Raw genomic sequence first — 17,678 nt, 5'->3', positions numbered from 1 at the left:
GAAAACAAGTGAATAATCTTGTTCATAAACTGTTAATATTAGGAAGGTACTTATTTTTTATTCTACTTTTGTCCCGATCAATTGTAGAAAAATGGCGAAGAATTTAGTAATCGTAGAGTCACCGGCAAAAGCCAAAACCATAGAAAAATTTTTAGGAAAGGAGTATAAGGTAGAGTCCAGTTTTGGACATATTGCAGATTTGCCTAAAAAGGAGCTTGGAGTCGATGTTGATGCCGGTTTCAAACCTAAATATGTAGTTAGTAGTGATAAAAAAGATGTTGTAAAAAAATTAAAGCAGCTTGCTAAAAAAGCTGACACTGTTTGGTTGGCAAGTGATGAGGATCGAGAAGGAGAAGCTATCGCCTGGCACCTGGCAGAGACCTTAGATCTGGATAAAAAAAATACAAAGCGCATCGTATTTCACGAGATTACAAAAAATGCCATTCTTAAGGCAATCGAAAATCCCAGAGAGATCAATTATGACCTCGTTAATGCCCAACAGGCGAGACGAGTGCTAGATCGATTAGTAGGATATGAGCTTTCACCCGTACTTTGGCGTAAAGTAAAGGGTGGTTTATCAGCAGGTAGAGTGCAGTCTGTTTCGGTTCGACTCATTGTAGAGCGCGAACGGGAGGTAAGAGCATTTGAACCCACAGCTTCGTTTAGAGTAGATGCTGTTTTTAAAACAGTAGAAGGTAAGGGGTTTAAGGCTAAATTACCTTCAAACCTTCAGAATAAAAAAGAAGCTGAAGAATTTCTTCAGCAGAACAAAGGGGCTTCTTATAAAGTAGCCGATCTCACTAAAAAACCTGCTAAAAAATCCCCTGCTCCTCCATTTACGACCTCCACATTACAGCAGGAAGCGGCCCGAAAGCTATATTTTTCGGTAGGAAAAACCATGAATATGGCGCAACGTTTATATGAAGCAGGTTTAATCACCTACATGCGTACTGATAGTGTAAATCTTTCAGAACAGGCCAAAGAAGGTGCTGAAAAGGAAATAAAATCTGCTTACGGTAGTGACTTTCATAAAGCGCGTAATTATAAAAGCAAAGCGAAGGGAGCTCAAGAAGCGCATGAGGCTATTCGACCAACAGATTTTTCGAAACACACGGTGAATGCAGAGCGAGATCAGCAACGCCTCTACGAACTAATTTGGAAAAGAGCCATTGCTTCTCAAATGAGTGAGGCCCGCTTAGAGCGAACTAACGTAAAAATTGAAGCAGATACACATGATAAGGTATTCACGGCAAATGGAGAAATGATCACTTTTGAAGGTTTTTTAAAAGTATATCTTGAAGGGACTGATGATGAGGATCAGGAACAGGATGGACTGTTGCCAACCATGAAAATAGGTGAAAGCTTATTAAATCAAGGCATCAAAGCAACAGAACGCTTTACGCGACCTCCATCTCGTTTTACCGAAGCCTCTCTGGTTAAACGTCTGGAAGAATTAGGCATAGGTCGACCATCAACCTATGCGCCTACGATTTCTACAATCATAAATCGTAATTACGTCGAAAAGGGAACAGTTGATGGAGTTGAGCGAAAATACGCTCAACTCACATTAAAAAATGATACCGTTAAGGAGACAGAGCTTTCTGAAATGGTAGGAAGCGACAAAGGTAAGTTAGTACCTACTGATATTGGTATGGTAGTAAATGACTTCTTGGTAAACCATTTTGGGAAAATTTTAGATTACAATTTCACTGCAAAAGTAGAACAGGACTTTGATGAAATTGCTGAAGGAGGCGAGAAATGGACCGAAGTCATGAGTGAATTCTACGATGAATTTCACCCCATTGTCACAGATGTGGCCGAAAATGCAGAACGAGAAACAGGAGAACGTATCTTAGGGACACATCCCGACTCTGGAAAAACCGTTAGTGTTCGTTTGGGAAAATTTGGTCCTATGGTTCAGGTTGGAACGGTAGAAGATGAGGAGAAACCTCAATTTGCCAGTCTCGCACCAGATCAAAATTTAAGCACCATCACTTTTGAGGAGGCGTTGGATTTATTTCAGCTCCCTAAGGTGTTGGGAGAATATAAAGGAGAAGAAGTAGCTGTCAATATCGGTCGATTTGGTCCTTATGTGCGTTACGGTGAGAAATTTGTATCTCTGGATAAGGGAGAAGCACCACTGTCGGTAGATATAGATAGAGCGTTAGAATTGATTGAGGAAAAAGAAAAAGCCGATGCTCCAATCTACGAGTATGAGAATTTACCGGTGCAAAAAGGAAAAGGAAGATTTGGTCCTTACCTCAAATGGAACAATATGTTCATCAATGTCAACAAAAAATATGACTTTGATAATTTAAGCGACCAAGATATTGTCCAGTTAATAGAAGAGAAAAAACAAAAAGAAATTGATAAAATTATCCATCATTGGAAAGAAGAGGGAATAACAGTTGAGAAAGCGAGATGGGGAAGAAGTGTTATTAAAAAAGGACGAATCAAAATCGAATTACCAAAAACGGTTGATGCTAAAAAAATGACCCTAGATAAGGTTAATGCGCTTATAGAAAAAGAAACCGCCAAAAAGAAAAAGAGTACAAAGAAAAAGGTAACCAAGAAAAAAACAGCCAAGAAAAAGTAATCCATGGCACTGGATATTTTAACTCCAATATCAGAATCTGTTCTAGCTAAAAAGCTATTATTTTCTTCTAAGTCTATAGGAAATCAAATTGATTTGCATAGTCTGCAATCAGGTTTACCTTCGATAGAAAATGTAGATCTGGCGGTGATAGGTGTTCTTGAACATCGAAGAGATGATAATTACTTAGGAGGCAGTTTTGAATTAGATGCCATAAGAGAACAATTTTACAGTTTGTACCCTGGCAACTGGGATAAAAAAATGGTAGATTTAGGTAATCTCCAGGCAGGAAATACAGTAGAAGACACCTATTTTGCCCTCAAGCAAATTATTGAGGTTTTATTTGAACGTGGCATTGTGGTTTTACTATTAGGTGGGAGTCAGGATGTTGCATACGCTCAATATAGATCTTACGATGATCATCATAAAATGATTAATATTGTTAATGTTGACGCGGGATTTGATTTGGGTGATGCAGATGATGAGCTCTCTAACAAATCATACGTCGGGAAAATTGTTGTTGATAAACCTTATAATTTATTTAATTACTCTAACGTAGGATATCAAACTTACTTCAATGCACAAGAGGAGATTAATCTGATAGAAAAGTTATATTTTGATGCGTACAGACTAGGAGAGGTTTCAAATCACATTAGTTCTGTTGAACCAGTAATGAGAGATGCCAATATGGTCACTGTTGATGTATCGTCGATTGCAGCAAGCGCACTGGGAAGTAAAACACATACTTCACCAAATGGATTTGACGGTAAAGAGATATGTGCATTATCTAGATATGCGGGTATAAGCGACAAAGTAACTTCATTTGGAATATATGAATTACAGCGTAATTATGCTTCGGCTACAGCAGCCATGCTCATTGCGCAAATGATGTGGTATTTTATAGAAGGGGTGAATTATCGCAAAAATGAAACAAACCTCAATGCAAAAGAAAAATTCACGAAATATCAGGTTCCTATAGATGAGGATGTGTTGATTTTTTATAAAAGTGAAAAGTCTGGCCGATGGTGGGTAGAGATACCATTTATACCAAATGTGAGTAATAAATTGAAACGTCACACGTTATTACCATGCACTCAGCAAGATTATCTTGATGCTTGTAATCAGCAAATTCCTGAGCGGTGGTATAAGGCGAGAAGAAAAAATGAAGTTTAACAAATTTTGTGATCATTAAGCGGTAAAGCTGGTTTTTCTAATAAAAAATTGCTTAATTGGAAATAAATAAATAGGTTTGCCAACTTGAAAAGATATTTTTCAACAATCTACTATGAAAAAATTTTTGTCCCTAATTGCTGTAGCTACACTCTTAATGAGTTGTGGAAGTTCTGATAAGCGCGGTCAACTCGTTGGCGCGCCAGGAAAAAAATGGTATCCTGAAAAACCTTACGGTATGACAATTGTCCCCGGTGGTTCTTTCATTATGGGTAAAGCCGATGAGGATATTGCAGGTCTTCAAAATGCTCCTACTAAAACGGTAACGGTAAACTCATTCTATATGGATGAGACTGAAATCACCAATTCAGAGTACCGACAATTTGTAAATTGGGTGCGTGATTCAACCATTCGTTTAAGATTGGCTATTATGGCTGATGATCAGGGAGCTACACCTGGTGACGGTGGTATCGGCGAATATGCCTTTCAGGATCAGGAGGATGATGAAAATATTACTCCTTATGAGCAATACATGCTGGATAATTACAGCGGGATGGGTGATGATCCTTATGCCAGTCGTAAGATAAACAAGGAAAGAGACCTCATATGGGAGACCTCAGAATATCCTGATGAGTTTTATACAGAGGTAATGGATTCTATGTATTTATCTGTTGAAGAATCTTATAACGGCCAGCGTACATGGGATGTAGATAAATTTAAGTTTCAGTATACCTGGATGGATATAGGTAAAGCTGCGAAGAACAAAGGAGCTAAACGTAGTGATTACATCGTGCGTGAAGAGGTTAAAGTGTATCCTGACACAACGGTGTGGATCAGAGATTTTAATTACTCCTACAATGAGCCAATGCACAATGATTACTTCTGGCATGCAGCGTACGATGATTATCCTGTTGTTGGGGTAACCTGGAAGCAAGCCAGAGCATTTTGTGAGTGGAGAACGCTAAATCACAATACGTACCGAAAAGAAAAAGGTAAGCATAACGTAAATAAATACCGACTGCCAACTGAAGCGGAATGGGAGTATGCTGCTAGAGGTGGATTAGAGGCCGCCACGTTCCCATGGGGAGGACCTTATACAAAAGACGATAGAGGCTGTTTTAGAGCTAACTTTAAGCCCCTACGCGGTGATTATGCCGCAGATGAGTCGTTGTATACTGTTGAAGCTAAGTCCTACGAACCAAATGATTACGATCTTTACAATATGTCTGGAAATGTAGCAGAGTGGGTTCACTCTTCCTATGATCCGGCATCCTATGAATATTCTTCTTCAATCAATCCAAATGTTACTGATGATACCAATATGAAAAAAGTGGTTAGAGGCGGTTCTTGGAAAGATATTGCTTATTTCCTACAGGTAAGCACTAGAGACTATGAGTATGCTGATTCAGCCAGGAGCTACATCGGATTTAGAACAGTTCAGGATTATCTTGGAAGACAAGGTGATCTTAGCGCAACTCCAAATTAATTTTTTACCCCTATATTTACGTAACTTAACTAAACTAAATTTTATATTATGGCAAAAGGAAAAGGTTTCAAGAAATTCATGAACATGACCTACGGCTTAGGAGCTGCAGTTGTGATCTTAGGTGCACTATTTAAAATTATGCACTGGCCTTTCGGTAATGCGATGCTTATCGCAGGTCTTGTAACAGAGGCATTAGTATTTACTGTATCAGCTTTTGAGCCAGTAGATGAGGATCTTGATTGGTCTTTAGTATATCCAGAGCTTGCCGGGGGTGCATCAAATGATGTAGTCGTGGTAGAAGATGAGGATGCTCATGGAGTTCTTTCTGCAAAACTAGACGAAATGCTTAAAGAAGCTCAAATTGACGCTTCTTTGATGACTAGTCTTAGCGATAGCATTAGAAACTTTGAAGGTGCTGCTAGAAATATGGGTCCAACCGTAGATAGCATTGCTTCACAAAAGAAATATAGTGAAGAGCTTACGTTGGCTGCTTCACAAATGGAGACGTTGAATAATTTATATAAGGCGCAGGTAGAAACCGCAGCGCGTCAGGCAGAAGTAAATCACGAAGTGGCAGAAAATGCTGAACAACTTAAAGTTCAAATGGAGTCTTTATCTTCTAACCTATCTTCATTAAACGGAGTTTATGGGAATATGTTAAGTGCAATGGGAGCGAATAATCAAGCTTAATTTCATTTAATCATATCTACTAATATAATCCCAACATAACATGGCAGGAGGTAAACAAACACCAAGGCAGAAAATGATTAACCTGATGTATCTGGTTTTCATTGCGATGCTTGCACTAAATATGTCAAAAGAGGTTTTAGCCGCTTTTGGTAATATGAACGAAAAACTGGTAGAATCAAACGAAGCTACTGAAGAGCGTAACGCTTCTTTTATAGATAACCTTGAGGCAAAAGTTAAGGAACAACCTGCAACCTATAAGCCTTTATTGGCAAAAGCAGATAGCTTAAACAAGACTACAGAGGACTTTACAGAATATGTAGCTCAAATCAAAAAAGACATTTTAGCAACGACAGATGATCCAACAGATTACCAAACGATGGATAAGTCTAACGCGTTGGACGAAAAGTTTTTTCAAAGTGGAAGAGTAAATCCAACTGGAAAAAAGTTCTTAGCTGCTATTGATGATTATCGCAACGATGTACTTTCAATCATAGGAAAAGCCAATGCGGGTCAAATGCCGGCAATCAGAGAGGAAGTTCAATCAGAATTTTCAACTGAAAAAGTTAAGAATAGAGAAGGTCAAACCGTAGAATGGCTTAAACATAACTTTGAAGGATTTCCGCTAATCGCATCGGTAACAAAATTAACTCAGATGCAGGCCGACGCGAAAGCGGTTGAGAGCCAGATTTTATCAGAACTTTTAAAGGGGGAACTTGAATCGGCAGTATCATTGTCAAACTATAAGGCAATTGTTGTTGCAGACAAAACAGCTTTCTTTAATGGCGAAAACTTTAAAGGTAAAGTTGTATTAGGTAGAGTAGATGATAAATTGAGTTTTGATAAGGTAGTTATCAATGGCAAGGAAATTGAATCTACAGAATCTGGTCAAGTCGTCCTAGATTTTCCTTCAGGGAACATAGGAGAGCAAAAAATTACCGGTGAACTTCAGTTTAAAGAAGGTGATTCTATTGTGAGTATTCCGGTAGAAAGTTCTTATGCTGTTATTCCCAAGCCTAACTCTGCAGTTATTTCAGCTGATAAAATGAATGTGTTATATCGAGGGGTCTCCAATCCAATGACGATATCTGTTCCGGGGGCTACTAATGTCAACGCAACTGCGCCTGGATTAAATCGTGTTTCTGGGGCTAATTATGTGGCTAATGTAACCAATGTAAAGGCAAAGGATATCAACATAAAAGTTACCGGAAGTCTTCCCGGTGGTGAAACAATGAGTGACAGTAAGACCTTTAGAATTAAAGAAATTCCACGTCCGGTAGGAACAGTGAGAGGTCAGGATGGAAATGGAAAAGCGATCAAAATGCAAAAGAATAACCTAGCTATTTCAAGTGTAGGTGCTTCTCTTCCAGATTTTGATTTCGAATTGAATGTGGCAGTTTCTGGATTTAGTGTTAAAGTTGAAGGACAACCTATTGTAGTGGTTAGAGGTCAGCGTATGAATGGACAGGCTAAATCTGCAATTAACAGAGCTAAACGTGGTTCAAGTGTCCAAATATTTGATATTAAGGCAAATATTGCTGGGAACTCATCGTATAGATTACCTCCTGTTTCACCCGTATTTGTTGAACTAACCAACTAATAAGTTAAAGATAGCAATGATGATGAAGTTTAAATTTTATAGTTGTTTTGTGATGTTGACGCTCATAGGGATATATAACCTTGCAGCGCAAGAGAATATGCTTAACGCTAAAACAGTTGAGGAGTTAAATACGGTCCCTGATGACGAAGAGAACCTGGTAACCGAGGAACCTTTGGAGTATGGATACGTTGATGAGCGTGATATTCTTTGGGGTAAATCCGTTTGGGAAGTTATTGATTTGGATGAGCGTGTGAACTTGCCGCTATATTATCCTATTGAAGAAGATGGTTTAGGGAATAGAAAGTCGTTGTATTACACGCTAATTGATGCGATCAAGAGTGGTGAAATTGCGAACGTTTATGCTGATGAGTATTTTAGTGAAACACGAACGCTTGATGAATTAGAGGCTTCTTTCATACGTAGGGACACTCTAGCAGAAGGTTTTGCCCAAATCAATCAAGGGGAACAGTTAGATGAACAATTTGTAAACGTTACGACCGTGGATGGTGCTGATGTAAAAAGCTACCAAATACGAGGAACCTGGTATTTTGATAAGCGTCAGGGTGAATTGAGATACAGATTGATCGGTATAGCTCCTGTTATGATTGATGCTTACTCTAAAAGTCAGGGTAATGATAGTGAAGGTTTTCCACTTTTTTGGGTGTTTTATCCTGAAGCTAGAAAGGTGCTACACAATTCTGCTGTATATAATGGAAAAAATACAAGTCAGCCCATTAGTTTCGACCATTTACTCAATTCCCGAAGATTCAACGCGATCATCATAAGAGAGGCAAATATTCAAGGGAACAGATCTGTACAAGATTACATCGCAGATAACGCATTGATGCAATTGTTAGAATCCCAACGTATCAAAGAATCTATACGAAACTTTGAGCTTGATCTTTGGAATTATTAAAATGCATTAGTTTAGTTAATATGAAACGCCCTTTTAGGGCGTTTTTTATTTTTAATATATGAATAGGGATGTTATTATTGTAGGTTTTGGATTGGCGGGTCTATGTGTTGCAGAACAATTACAACGACAAAACCAATCTGTTGTCGTTATATCCGACACTTCTCAACAATCATCACGTGTCGCCGGGGGATTATTTAATCCGGTAATTTTAAAACGATTTAAACTCGCTTGGAAAGCAGATGATCAACTCCCTGTTGCATTAGATTTTTATTTGAAACTCCAACAAAAACTCTCACAACCCTTTCTAAAGATGATACCTGTTCTTAAACGTTTTGAAAGTATACAGGATCAGCATAATTGGAATAAGGCTATTCGTAAGCCTGAACTGGAATCTTTCCTTACACCTAAAATTCAAGCAAACGACAACGCTGCATTGAATGCCGACTTTGGTTTAGGAAGAGTAGCTCAAACCGGTACAGTGGATACAAATGCTCTGCTAAATGCTTACATAAGCCATTTAGAATCGTTAGATTCAATCCTAAGAGAAACCTTTGATTATGATAAGTTGGATATCGCAGAAAATGACCTTCAATACAAAAACGTCAAGGCTAAAAAAATAATCTTTTGTGAAGGCTTCGGGGTCTTGAAAAATCCATTTTTTAATTGGATTAAAATTCAAGGGAATAAAGGGGAATACCTCATTATTAGATCTTCAAAACTCAATGTAACAGCAGCGGTTAAATCTTCTATTTTTATTATTCCGCTAGGGAATGACCTCTACAAAGTTGGAGCTACATATGAGCGTGATCATCTTACGCAAACTCCTTCGGTGAAAGCCAAAAACTATTTGATTAAAGAGCTTAATGCATTAATCACTTGGGAATATGACATCGTGGATCAAGTTGCCGGCATTAGACCCACAGTTTCAGATCGAAAACCTGTGTTAGGGCAGCATCCTCAATACAAAAACCTGTATTGCTGTAATGGTTTTGGGAGTCGAGGGGTGCTTATGGGGCCCAGTATGGCAAAAGTCATAGTAGATAATATGTTATGCGGTCACACTGTCCCAAAAGAGCTTGATGTGAATCGTTTCAATTAATTAGCCTTGGCGTTCTCTTTGTTGTAACTCAAAAAAATGTTGATCCAAATATTTCTGGATAATCGCATGATAATTGGCATGAACACAATGAGGGTAACAACAATACAGATAAAAGATGTGATTAAGTCCGTACCTAGAATTAAAAAGGAGATCACAAAAGCAGCGACAGAAAATGCAATTCCTAATCCATAGCTCACGTACATTGCCCCGTAAAAGAAAGAGGGCTCTATCTTATATTTCGTCCCGCAATTTGAACATCGATCGTGCATAGTATACACCTTAGAAAGGTGATATGGATTAGCGTATTTATACATCGACTCTTCTTGACAAACGGGGCAAGTACCAGTGATGATACTATAAATCTTAGTACCTTTAAGTATGCTCATATGGGCAAATTTAAGCATCTTTGCAGCAATATTTTGACGCAATGATTAATATTCATAATCTTTCCATTTCTTTTCAAGGAGAATACCTTTTTAGAGGCATCACATTTAAACTAAGTCCCGGCGACCGCATAGGATTGATTGGGAAAAATGGAGCCGGTAAATCCACAATGCTAAAGATTCTTGCGCAAGAAATCCCGTCAGATGAAGGTGATATGGCGTTGATCAAGGGTACCACTATAGGTTTTTTAAAACAGGATTTAGATTTTGAACAGGGTAGAACAGTTCTTGAAGAAGCTTATCAGGCATTTAAGAAAATAAAAAACATTGAAATTGCGCTGGAAGAGATAAATGTTCAACTTGCAGAGCGAACAGATTATGAATCAGATTCATATAACCAGTTGCTGATAGATCTGAATGATTATCAAGATCAATACGAAATCATTGGAGGATACAATTATCAGGCAAATACTGAAAAAATTCTAAAAGGTTTAGGGTTCACGGCTGAAGATTTTGATAAACGCACTGAAACCTTCTCTGGAGGTTGGCGTATGAGGATTGAATTAGCTAAACTTCTGCTTCAAAATAATGATGTCTTACTGCTAGATGAACCTACTAATCACTTGGACATAGAATCTATCATTTGGTTGGAACAGTTTCTTCGGGATTATACTGGCTGCGTGGTTATTGTTTCTCACGATAAGATGTTTTTAGATAATATTACGAATCGAACCATTGAAATCTCTGGCGGAAGCATATTCGACTTCAAAAAACCTTACTCTAAATTCATGAGTTTACGCGATGAGTTGATCGAACAACAACTGGCGACACAAAAAAATCAACAAAAAGAAATTGAACGAACAGAGAAACTGATCGAAAAATTTAGAGCAAAAGCCTCTAAAGCCACCATGGCACAATCCCTCATAAAAAAATTGGATCGCATGGATCGTATAGAGGTTGATCAGCAAGATACCAGTGTAATGAACCTTTCTTTCCCCATATCTGTTAATCCGGGTAAAGTCGTGATTGAAGGTGATAGCATTACCAAATCATATGGCGAGAAAGAAGTGCTCAGCGATGTAGATCTTCTCGTGGAGCGAAGTAGTAAGATCGCATTTGTAGGTCAAAACGGTCAGGGTAAATCTACCTTAGCAAAAATTATTGTAAATGAAATCCCTTTTAAAGGTCATCTTCAATTGGGTCATAACGTGCAAGTAGGATATTTTGCCCAAAATCAATCTGATTATTTGGATCCCAAAAAATCGGTACATGAAATTATGATTGATGCCGCAAACGAAAAGAATCGCGCTAGTGTACGTAGTATTTTAGGAGCCTTTCTTTTTCAGGGGGATGAAGTTGAAAAGAAAACAAGCGTACTTTCTGGGGGAGAACGCAATCGTTTAGCCCTTGCAAAGCTTATGCTTCAACCATTCAATGTATTAGTGATGGATGAGCCGACTAATCACCTGGACATTGCTTCTAAAGAAGTGCTTAAAACAGCACTAAAAAAGTTTGAAGGAACCTTAATTGTTGTTTCTCACGATAGGGATTTTTTACAGGGACTGACCGATAAGGTATACGAATTCAAGGATCACCAGATCAAGGAATACCTGGGGGATATAGATTACTATCTGGAGCAACGTAATCTTGAACATTTAAGAGATGCTGAAAAGGCTACAAAACCGAACCTGTCTCACGCCAATAAAACGGAATCTCCTGCATTATCGCATAAAGATAAGAAGCGGCAAAAAGCTTTGTCTAATAAGATGAGCAACATAGAACAAAAGATTAGTTCTATTGAAAAAGATCTGGGTGAATTAGACGAAAAATTAGCCAATAATCCTTCGCTGGCTGTAGATAATCAGGATTTCCTAAAAACTTACGCTGCCAAAAAGACTCAGCTAGAAGAAAAGATGCGGCAGTGGGAAGAGCTAGCGATGCAAATGGAACGTTAATTTTTATGACTTCATTAACGGGAGCGCGCAACGACTAGTGATACTTTTACTTTTTACTTCAGGTAAATAGTCATTCACATTTATGCGCAAAATCATTTTATCAATAATAGGACTTGTCCTTGTAGTCGCCGCTGTTTTTGCCGCTAGAGCAATTATCTCCAGTAAGAAAAAGCCCGCTTCAAAAGCCCAAAAATCTGTCAAAACAATTTTTGTAGATACTGTTCAAAATAAAACGGTCCCTATAGTTATTCCGGCAAGCGGAAATCTTACTGCAAAAGAGCGTATAGAATTGTATGCAGAAGTTCAGGGGATTTTTAGAAAGGGATCAAGACTTTTCAAAGCAGGGCAGACCTATAGCAAAGGGCAAATACTGATCAGGATTGACCCTTCAGAGTTTGCTTCAACCGTGCAATCTGCCAGAAGCGAATTTTACAATACCTTGACTTCAATCATGCCAGATTTACGGTTGGATTATCCAGAAGTCTACCCAAAGTGGCAGTCTTATCTCAATAGCTTAGATATAGAACAATCTTTTCCGACTTTACCTTCTTTTGAAACAGATCAGGAAAAGTATTTCATTACCGGAAGGAACATTGTTTCTGCCTACTATAATATACAAAATCAAGAACGCCGCCTAGGCAAATACATCATCAGAGCTCCATTTAGCGGTGTTTTAACTGATGCTACAGTGACTGAAGGAACATTGGTGAGGCCAGGTCAAAAACTGGGAGAATTTATTAATACAACAACCTATGAATTACAGGTATCGGTAAGTAAATCGGTGAGTGACTTGTTAAAAGAGGGAGAAAAGGTATCCCTTAAAAATTTAAATGGGACCAAAGAATACTCCGGTAAACTAACCCGTATCAATAAACGCGTTGATCCTTCTTCTCAAACAGTACTTACAGTCATAGAAGTAAGTGATCCAATGCTAAAGGAAGGACTTTATTTAGAAGCAAATATTGATGCCCGAAAAGAAGAAAATGCCATTAAAATAGATCGCAATCTCATGCAAGAAGGCAATCAAATTTTTGTTCTACGTGATTCAATTTTAGGATTGATTGATGTAAAACCGGTGTTCTATTCTGATCAATCTGTTGTGCTAAAGAACGTACCAGATGGCGAAATTATCTTATCTAAGGCTGTCCCCGGTGCTTATGCAGGAATGTTGGTGAAAGTATTTGAAGATAAGAAAAGCGAAAAGACTGATTCAAAGGAACCAAAGACCTTAACCGAAGCAGATAAATAATGAGAGGTATCATTTCATACTTCATTAAGTATCACGTGGCGGTTAATGTAATTGTACTGGCATTTTTTGTCTTAGGTATAATAGGTGCACTTTCGCTAAAGTCATCTTTTTTTCCCTTAGTTGATTCAAAGATCATCACGATTACGGTAACCTATCCGGGTGCTTCACCTAAAGAAATTGAAGAGGGTGTCGTGCTTAAAATAGAAGATAACCTTAAAGGGTTAGAAGGAGTTGATCGGGTGACTTCTGTATCCCGCGAAAACAGCGGAACCATTACTGTAGAACTTCTTAAAGGTATTGACGCCGATCTTAAATTATTAGAGGTTAAAAATGCTGTGGATCGAGTGCCCAGTTTTCCGGCGGGAATGGAGCCTCTTGTGGTGGCAAAACAAGAACCGACACGAGAAACCATCAGTTTTTCGGTTAGTGGAGATAAAATTCCGCTACAAACCTTAAAGCAAATCGCCCGTGATGTTGAAAATGACCTCAGAGGGATGGAAGGTATTTCGCAAATCACATTGTCTGGTTTTCCGCAAGAAGAAATTGAAATTGCTTTAAATGAAGATTCTCTTTTGGCATATGACATGAGTTTTGAAGAAGTCGCTACGGCTGTTGCGAATACAAATATTCTAGTCACCGGTGGAACCATCAAAACCTATGACGAAGAATTTTTAATTCGTGCCAAAAACAGGTCGTATTACGGTGATGAACTAAGTCATTTAGTTGTTCGCGCGAATCCAGATGGATCTAAAATTATCTTAAGTGATGTGGCAATTATTCGGGATCGTTTTTCTGAAACACCTAACGCTATTTATTTTAACGAAGATCAATCTATTCAAATCAGTGTGACCAGCACAAATAACGAGGATTTAATTTCTTCAGCAGAAAAGGTCAACACGTATATCGCAACGTTCAATCAAAAAAATAATAATGTCCAACTCAATGTGATTAATGATCAATCCATTGTGCTCAATCAACGAACGGCTTTGTTGACAGAAAACGCGATTATTGGGATGATCCTGGTGTTGCTTTTTTTATCTGTTTTTCTAAATATAAGGCTTGCCTTTTGGGTAGCTTTTGGACTACCTATTGCATTTCTAGGGATGTTTGCTTTTGCGGGGCAGTTTGATGTGACCATTAACGTCCTCTCACTGTTCGGGATGATTATCGTTATTGGTATCTTGGTTGATGATGGAATCGTAATTGCAGAAAATATCTACCAGCACTATGAAAAAGGAAAAAGTCCTATCCAGGCAGCGGTAGATGGTACCATAGAGGTTATACCTCCAATTATCTCTGCGATTATCACCACTATTCTGGCCTTCTCTACGTTTCTGTTCTTAGACGGTCGAATAGGGGAGTTCTTCAGCGAAGTCTCTACGATTGTGATATTAACGTTAATAGTATCGTTGGTAGAAGCTCTAATTATATTACCTGCGCATCTAGCACATAGTAAAGCCCTTCAGCCTAAAGATGAGGTGCCTCAATCCGGTATTGCTAAAGCATTTAGAAAAATGCGCGTAGTGAATGACTATGGCGATAAAGTAATGGTATGGCTGCGCGATAATGCGTATGCTCCAGTACTTAGAAAAACCATCAAGTATAAAATTCTTGCGTTCTCTATTTTTCTGGTAGCCATAATTCTTACCATTGGTTCAATAGGTGGCGGAATTATAGGAGTAACGCTCTTTCCAAGTATCGCTAGTGATCGGGTTTCGGTAGAACTAAGTATGCCAAAAGGAACCAACGTGCGTATTACAGATTCGATCATCTCTATGATTGAAGATAAGGCCTGGCAGGTTAATAAAGAACTGTCAAAAGAATATTTAACAGGCGAAGACTATAAAGATAAAATGCTGGTTGAAAATATCATTAAGAATACTAATGGCGCTAGTGATGCTACGTTGAGTATTTACTTATTACCCGGTGAGGAGCGACCTGATAATGTGCAATCTTCTATAGTTGCTAATGACTTAAGAGAAAAAGTGGGACAGGTAATTGGAGCAGAACGGCTCATTTTTGGTAGTGGTGGAAACTTTGGAGGTAATCCTGTTTCAGTTTCATTGTTGGGCAATAATTACGACGAACTTAAAGAAGCAAAACAAGAATTAAAGCAAGTATTAGAGGCCAACAGCGTACTCAAAGATGTGGCAGATAATGATCCTGTAGGAATAAAAGAAATACGACTAACCCTCAAACCAAATGCCTATTCCCTCGGGATGAACTTAGGCAGTATAATGAATCAGGTGCGAGCAGGATTTTTTGGAGCGCAAGCACAACGTTTTCAACGTGGGCAAGATGAAATTAGAGTTTGGGTGAGATATGATCGTGAAAATCGTGAATCTATCAGGGATTTGGATGATATGAGAATTTTGACTCCGTCAGGCAGCCGAGTTCCCTTAAGAGATATTGCAGACTATACTATTGAACGCGGTACAGTTGCCATCAATCATCTGGAAGGTCAACGTGAAATACAAGTTACGGCAGATTTAAAAAATCCTGATCAAAGCGCGACAGATATATTAGACAACATTAGGCAAGAGGTAATGCCAGATATCACCTCACGCTATCCTACCGTCACTGCATCTTATGAAGGTCAAAATAGGGAAGCAGGTAAGATTGCAAGTTCTGCAAAGGTCGTATTCCCCATCGTATTTTTTCTCATTTATTGCGTGATTGCATTTACCTTTAGAAGCTACAGCCAGCCGCTAATGTTATTATTATTAATTCCGTTCAGTTTAATCGCAGTGGGTTGGGGGCATCTGTTTCATGGCTTTCCTATCAATGTGCTGTCCATGTTAGGGATCATCGCATTGATCGGTATTATGGTGAATGATGGATTGGTCTTGATCGGTAAATTCAATAAGTATTTACAAGAAGGAATGGACTTTGACGAAGCGCTGTACGCTGCCGGTAAATCTAGGTTTAGAGCAATATTTTTAACCTCGATTACTACGATTGCAGGATTGGCACCATTGATTTTTGAAAAGAGCCGACAAGCCCAATTTTTAAAACCTATGGCAATTTCTATTTCCTATGGAATTGGATTTGCAACAGTATTAACATTACTGTTACTTCCACTATTTCTATCCTTTAGCAATAGAGCTAAAGTAGGAGCGATCTGGTTGCTCAAAGGAGACAATGTGAAAAACCGAAAAGTTGAACGGGCGATTAAAGAACAAAACGATCTTAATGAAACGGCAGACTAATCATATCCTTTTTATAGGTATACTCTTAAGTTGTTTAGTGAGTTTCGGTCAAGCCGAAATACTTACAAAAGAAGAGGCGTTTAGATTAATGCTGAAAAATAATTTTAGCATCGAAATTGCAGAAAACAATACAGAAATCGCCGAAAACAACGCCGGAATTTTAAACTCGGGGTACTTACCCAACTTGACCGGCTTAGGAAGCGCAGGTTATGAGAAACGAACTACAGATGTCGATTTTCCGCCAGATTCTGAACGTGATGATTTTACACTAGAGAATGCCGAAACTCAATCGTATAACGCATCGATTAATGCTAGCTACTTGTTATTTGATGGACTAGGGAGGTTGTATAACTTTAAGCGCTTACAAGAGCTTTATGCATTAAGTGAATTACAGGCTAGAGAAACAGCAGAGGTTACTGGTTTACAACTCTTTAGTGTATACTATGATGTTGCACGTTTAACAGAAAATGTTGAGGTTTTTAAAGAGACACTAAACACCTCAAGAGATCGTATCACCAGAGCTCAATACAGATTTGAGTACGGTCAGGCAAATAAACTGGAAGTACTAAATGCCCAAGTAGACGTAGCAAATGACAGCATTAACCTTCTCAATGCAATCCAATCATTAGGTAACGCTAAGAGAGATTTGAATCTGGTCTTGTCAAGAGATTTGATGGAAGAGTTTGAAGTAGATACCTTGGTAAACTTTACATCAAAATTGGTTATTGATGCATATTTAGTAGCTCCACTACAAAAAAATGTGCGCTACATGCAGAGTGAACAAAACATCAAAATAAATGAATATGATCTCAAAATAAGTAGATCGGGTTATTTCCCACGCATCGATTTATCAGGCTCATACGGTTGGAATCAAAATAGAAATCCTCCCAATCCACTTTTTGGTCAGCCACCAAACATCAACGAAAATGAAACGCTCTCTGCCGGTATCAATTTAACTTGGAATATTTTTGATGGAGGAGCCACTGTAAATAGGGAACGCAATGCGAAAATAACACTACAAAATCAGGAAGTCACTAAAAAACAGGTGGAACAAGAAGTACTAAGGGACATTAAAAATGCAGAAGCAAACTACCTTAGCCGCCTGATCGTTTTTGATATTCAAAAAAAAAATGTAGCTACTGCAAAAAATAATTTTGAACGAACTCAAGAAGTGTATAAGCTTGGTAGGGCTACTTCTATTGAGTATCGACAGGCACAAATAAATTATCTCAATGCCAGGACAAATCGCAATGCAGCCAAATATGACGCTAAACTGGCTGAACTCCAACTACTGCAGCTTACCGGAGAAATTCTAAATACAAAGTTTTAGT

At 38.4% G+C, this 17,678-nt stretch carries 12 protein-coding genes; 11 read left to right on the top strand and 1 reads right to left on the bottom strand.

Annotated features, from left to right (window positions below):
• The first annotated feature begins 91 nt into the window (after positions 1-91).
• From topA to ABD000_RS02910, 7 genes are all read left to right on the top strand, one after another.
• Positions 92-2,596 carry a type I DNA topoisomerase gene (topA, locus tag ABD000_RS02940; RefSeq protein ID WP_343763599.1) on the top strand — a complete coding sequence of 835 codons (2,505 nt, stop codon included), beginning with the start codon at positions 92-94 and terminating at the stop codon, positions 2,594-2,596.
• Positions 2,597-2,599: 3 nt separating this feature from the next.
• Positions 2,600-3,766 carry a formimidoylglutamase gene (locus tag ABD000_RS02935; RefSeq protein ID WP_343763597.1) on the top strand — a complete coding sequence of 389 codons (1,167 nt, stop codon included), beginning with the start codon at positions 2,600-2,602 and terminating at the stop codon, positions 3,764-3,766.
• Positions 3,767-3,878: 112 nt separating this feature from the next.
• Positions 3,879-5,249, top strand: coding sequence for a T9SS ring complex lipoprotein PorK/GldK (porK, locus tag ABD000_RS02930; RefSeq protein ID WP_343763595.1), 1,371 nt, complete (start codon positions 3,879-3,881; stop codon positions 5,247-5,249).
• Between the two features lie 48 nt (positions 5,250-5,297).
• Positions 5,298-5,939, top strand: coding sequence for a type IX secretion system motor protein PorL/GldL (gene porL / locus ABD000_RS02925; RefSeq protein ID WP_343763593.1), 642 nt, complete (start codon positions 5,298-5,300; stop codon positions 5,937-5,939).
• A 40-nt stretch (positions 5,940-5,979) separates the two neighbouring features.
• Positions 5,980-7,536 carry a type IX secretion system motor protein PorM/GldM gene (porM, locus tag ABD000_RS02920; protein ID WP_343763591.1) on the top strand — a complete coding sequence of 519 codons (1,557 nt, stop codon included), beginning with the start codon at positions 5,980-5,982 and terminating at the stop codon, positions 7,534-7,536.
• Between the two features lie 19 nt (positions 7,537-7,555).
• Positions 7,556-8,452 carry a type IX secretion system ring subunit PorN/GldN gene (gene porN, locus ABD000_RS02915; RefSeq protein ID WP_343763589.1) on the top strand — a complete coding sequence of 299 codons (897 nt, stop codon included), beginning with the start codon at positions 7,556-7,558 and terminating at the stop codon, positions 8,450-8,452.
• 58 nt (positions 8,453-8,510) lie between these two features.
• Entirely contained in the window at positions 8,511-9,551 is a 1,041-nt protein-coding gene (locus ABD000_RS02910) for an NAD(P)/FAD-dependent oxidoreductase (protein ID WP_343763587.1), read from the top strand.
• On the opposite strand, the gene ABD000_RS02905 is transcribed toward ABD000_RS02910, so the two are convergent.
• On the bottom strand, positions 9,548-9,937 hold the full coding sequence (locus ABD000_RS02905; RefSeq protein ID WP_343763585.1) for a DUF983 domain-containing protein: 390 nt from the start codon (positions 9,935-9,937) through the stop codon (positions 9,548-9,550). The genes ABD000_RS02910 and ABD000_RS02905 overlap by 4 nt on opposite strands.
• 41 nt (positions 9,938-9,978) lie before the next feature.
• Between ABD000_RS02905 and ABD000_RS02900 the strand changes: the two genes are divergently transcribed.
• The 4 genes from ABD000_RS02900 to ABD000_RS02885 all read left to right on the top strand — a co-directional run bounded on the left by ABD000_RS02900 (position 9,979) and on the right by ABD000_RS02885 (position 17,677).
• Positions 9,979-11,889 carry an ABC-F family ATP-binding cassette domain-containing protein gene (locus ABD000_RS02900; protein WP_343763583.1) on the top strand — a complete coding sequence of 637 codons (1,911 nt, stop codon included), beginning with the start codon at positions 9,979-9,981 and terminating at the stop codon, positions 11,887-11,889.
• 82 nt (positions 11,890-11,971) lie between these two features.
• A complete protein-coding gene (locus ABD000_RS02895) occupies positions 11,972-13,138 on the top strand; it encodes an efflux RND transporter periplasmic adaptor subunit (RefSeq protein WP_343763581.1) in 1,167 nt (388 codons plus the stop codon).
• A complete protein-coding gene (locus tag ABD000_RS02890) occupies positions 13,138-16,347 on the top strand; it encodes an efflux RND transporter permease subunit (RefSeq protein ID WP_343763578.1) in 3,210 nt (1,069 codons plus the stop codon). Before ABD000_RS02895 ends, ABD000_RS02890 begins: the two co-directional genes overlap by 1 nt.
• Entirely contained in the window at positions 16,331-17,677 is a 1,347-nt protein-coding gene (locus ABD000_RS02885) for a TolC family protein (protein ID WP_343763574.1), read from the top strand. The genes ABD000_RS02890 and ABD000_RS02885 overlap by 17 nt, the downstream gene beginning before the upstream one ends.
• Position 17,678: the final 1 nt, after the last annotated feature.

It is taken from the genome of Gangjinia marincola (assembly GCF_039523415.1).
GTDB lineage: Bacteria > Bacteroidota > Bacteroidia > Flavobacteriales > Flavobacteriaceae > Gangjinia > Gangjinia marincola.
This window is presented reverse-complemented; position numbering and strand designations above follow the sequence as displayed.

Excerpts from the sequence above, each read along its gene's own strand:
- topA (WP_343763599.1), top strand. The coding sequence starts at position 92 with ATGGCGAAGAATTTAGTAATCGTAGAGTCACCGGCAAAAGCCAAAACC.
- porL (WP_343763593.1), top strand. The coding sequence starts at position 5,298 with ATGGCAAAAGGAAAAGGTTTCAAGAAATTCATGAACATGACCTACGGC.
- ABD000_RS02895 (WP_343763581.1), top strand. The coding sequence starts at position 11,972 with ATGCGCAAAATCATTTTATCAATAATAGGACTTGTCCTTGTAGTCGCC.
- ABD000_RS02885 (WP_343763574.1), top strand. The coding sequence starts at position 16,331 with ATGAAACGGCAGACTAATCATATCCTTTTTATAGGTATACTCTTAAGT.
- porK (WP_343763595.1), top strand. The coding sequence starts at position 3,879 with ATGAAAAAATTTTTGTCCCTAATTGCTGTAGCTACACTCTTAATGAGT.
- ABD000_RS02905 (WP_343763585.1), bottom strand. The coding sequence starts at position 9,937 with ATGAGCATACTTAAAGGTACTAAGATTTATAGTATCATCACTGGTACT.
- porM (WP_343763591.1), top strand. The coding sequence starts at position 5,980 with ATGGCAGGAGGTAAACAAACACCAAGGCAGAAAATGATTAACCTGATG.
- porN (WP_343763589.1), top strand. The coding sequence starts at position 7,556 with ATGATGAAGTTTAAATTTTATAGTTGTTTTGTGATGTTGACGCTCATA.
- ABD000_RS02910 (WP_343763587.1), top strand. The coding sequence starts at position 8,511 with ATGAATAGGGATGTTATTATTGTAGGTTTTGGATTGGCGGGTCTATGT.
- ABD000_RS02890 (WP_343763578.1), top strand. The coding sequence starts at position 13,138 with ATGAGAGGTATCATTTCATACTTCATTAAGTATCACGTGGCGGTTAAT.
- ABD000_RS02900 (WP_343763583.1), top strand. The coding sequence starts at position 9,979 with ATGATTAATATTCATAATCTTTCCATTTCTTTTCAAGGAGAATACCTT.
- ABD000_RS02935 (WP_343763597.1), top strand. The coding sequence starts at position 2,600 with ATGGCACTGGATATTTTAACTCCAATATCAGAATCTGTTCTAGCTAAA.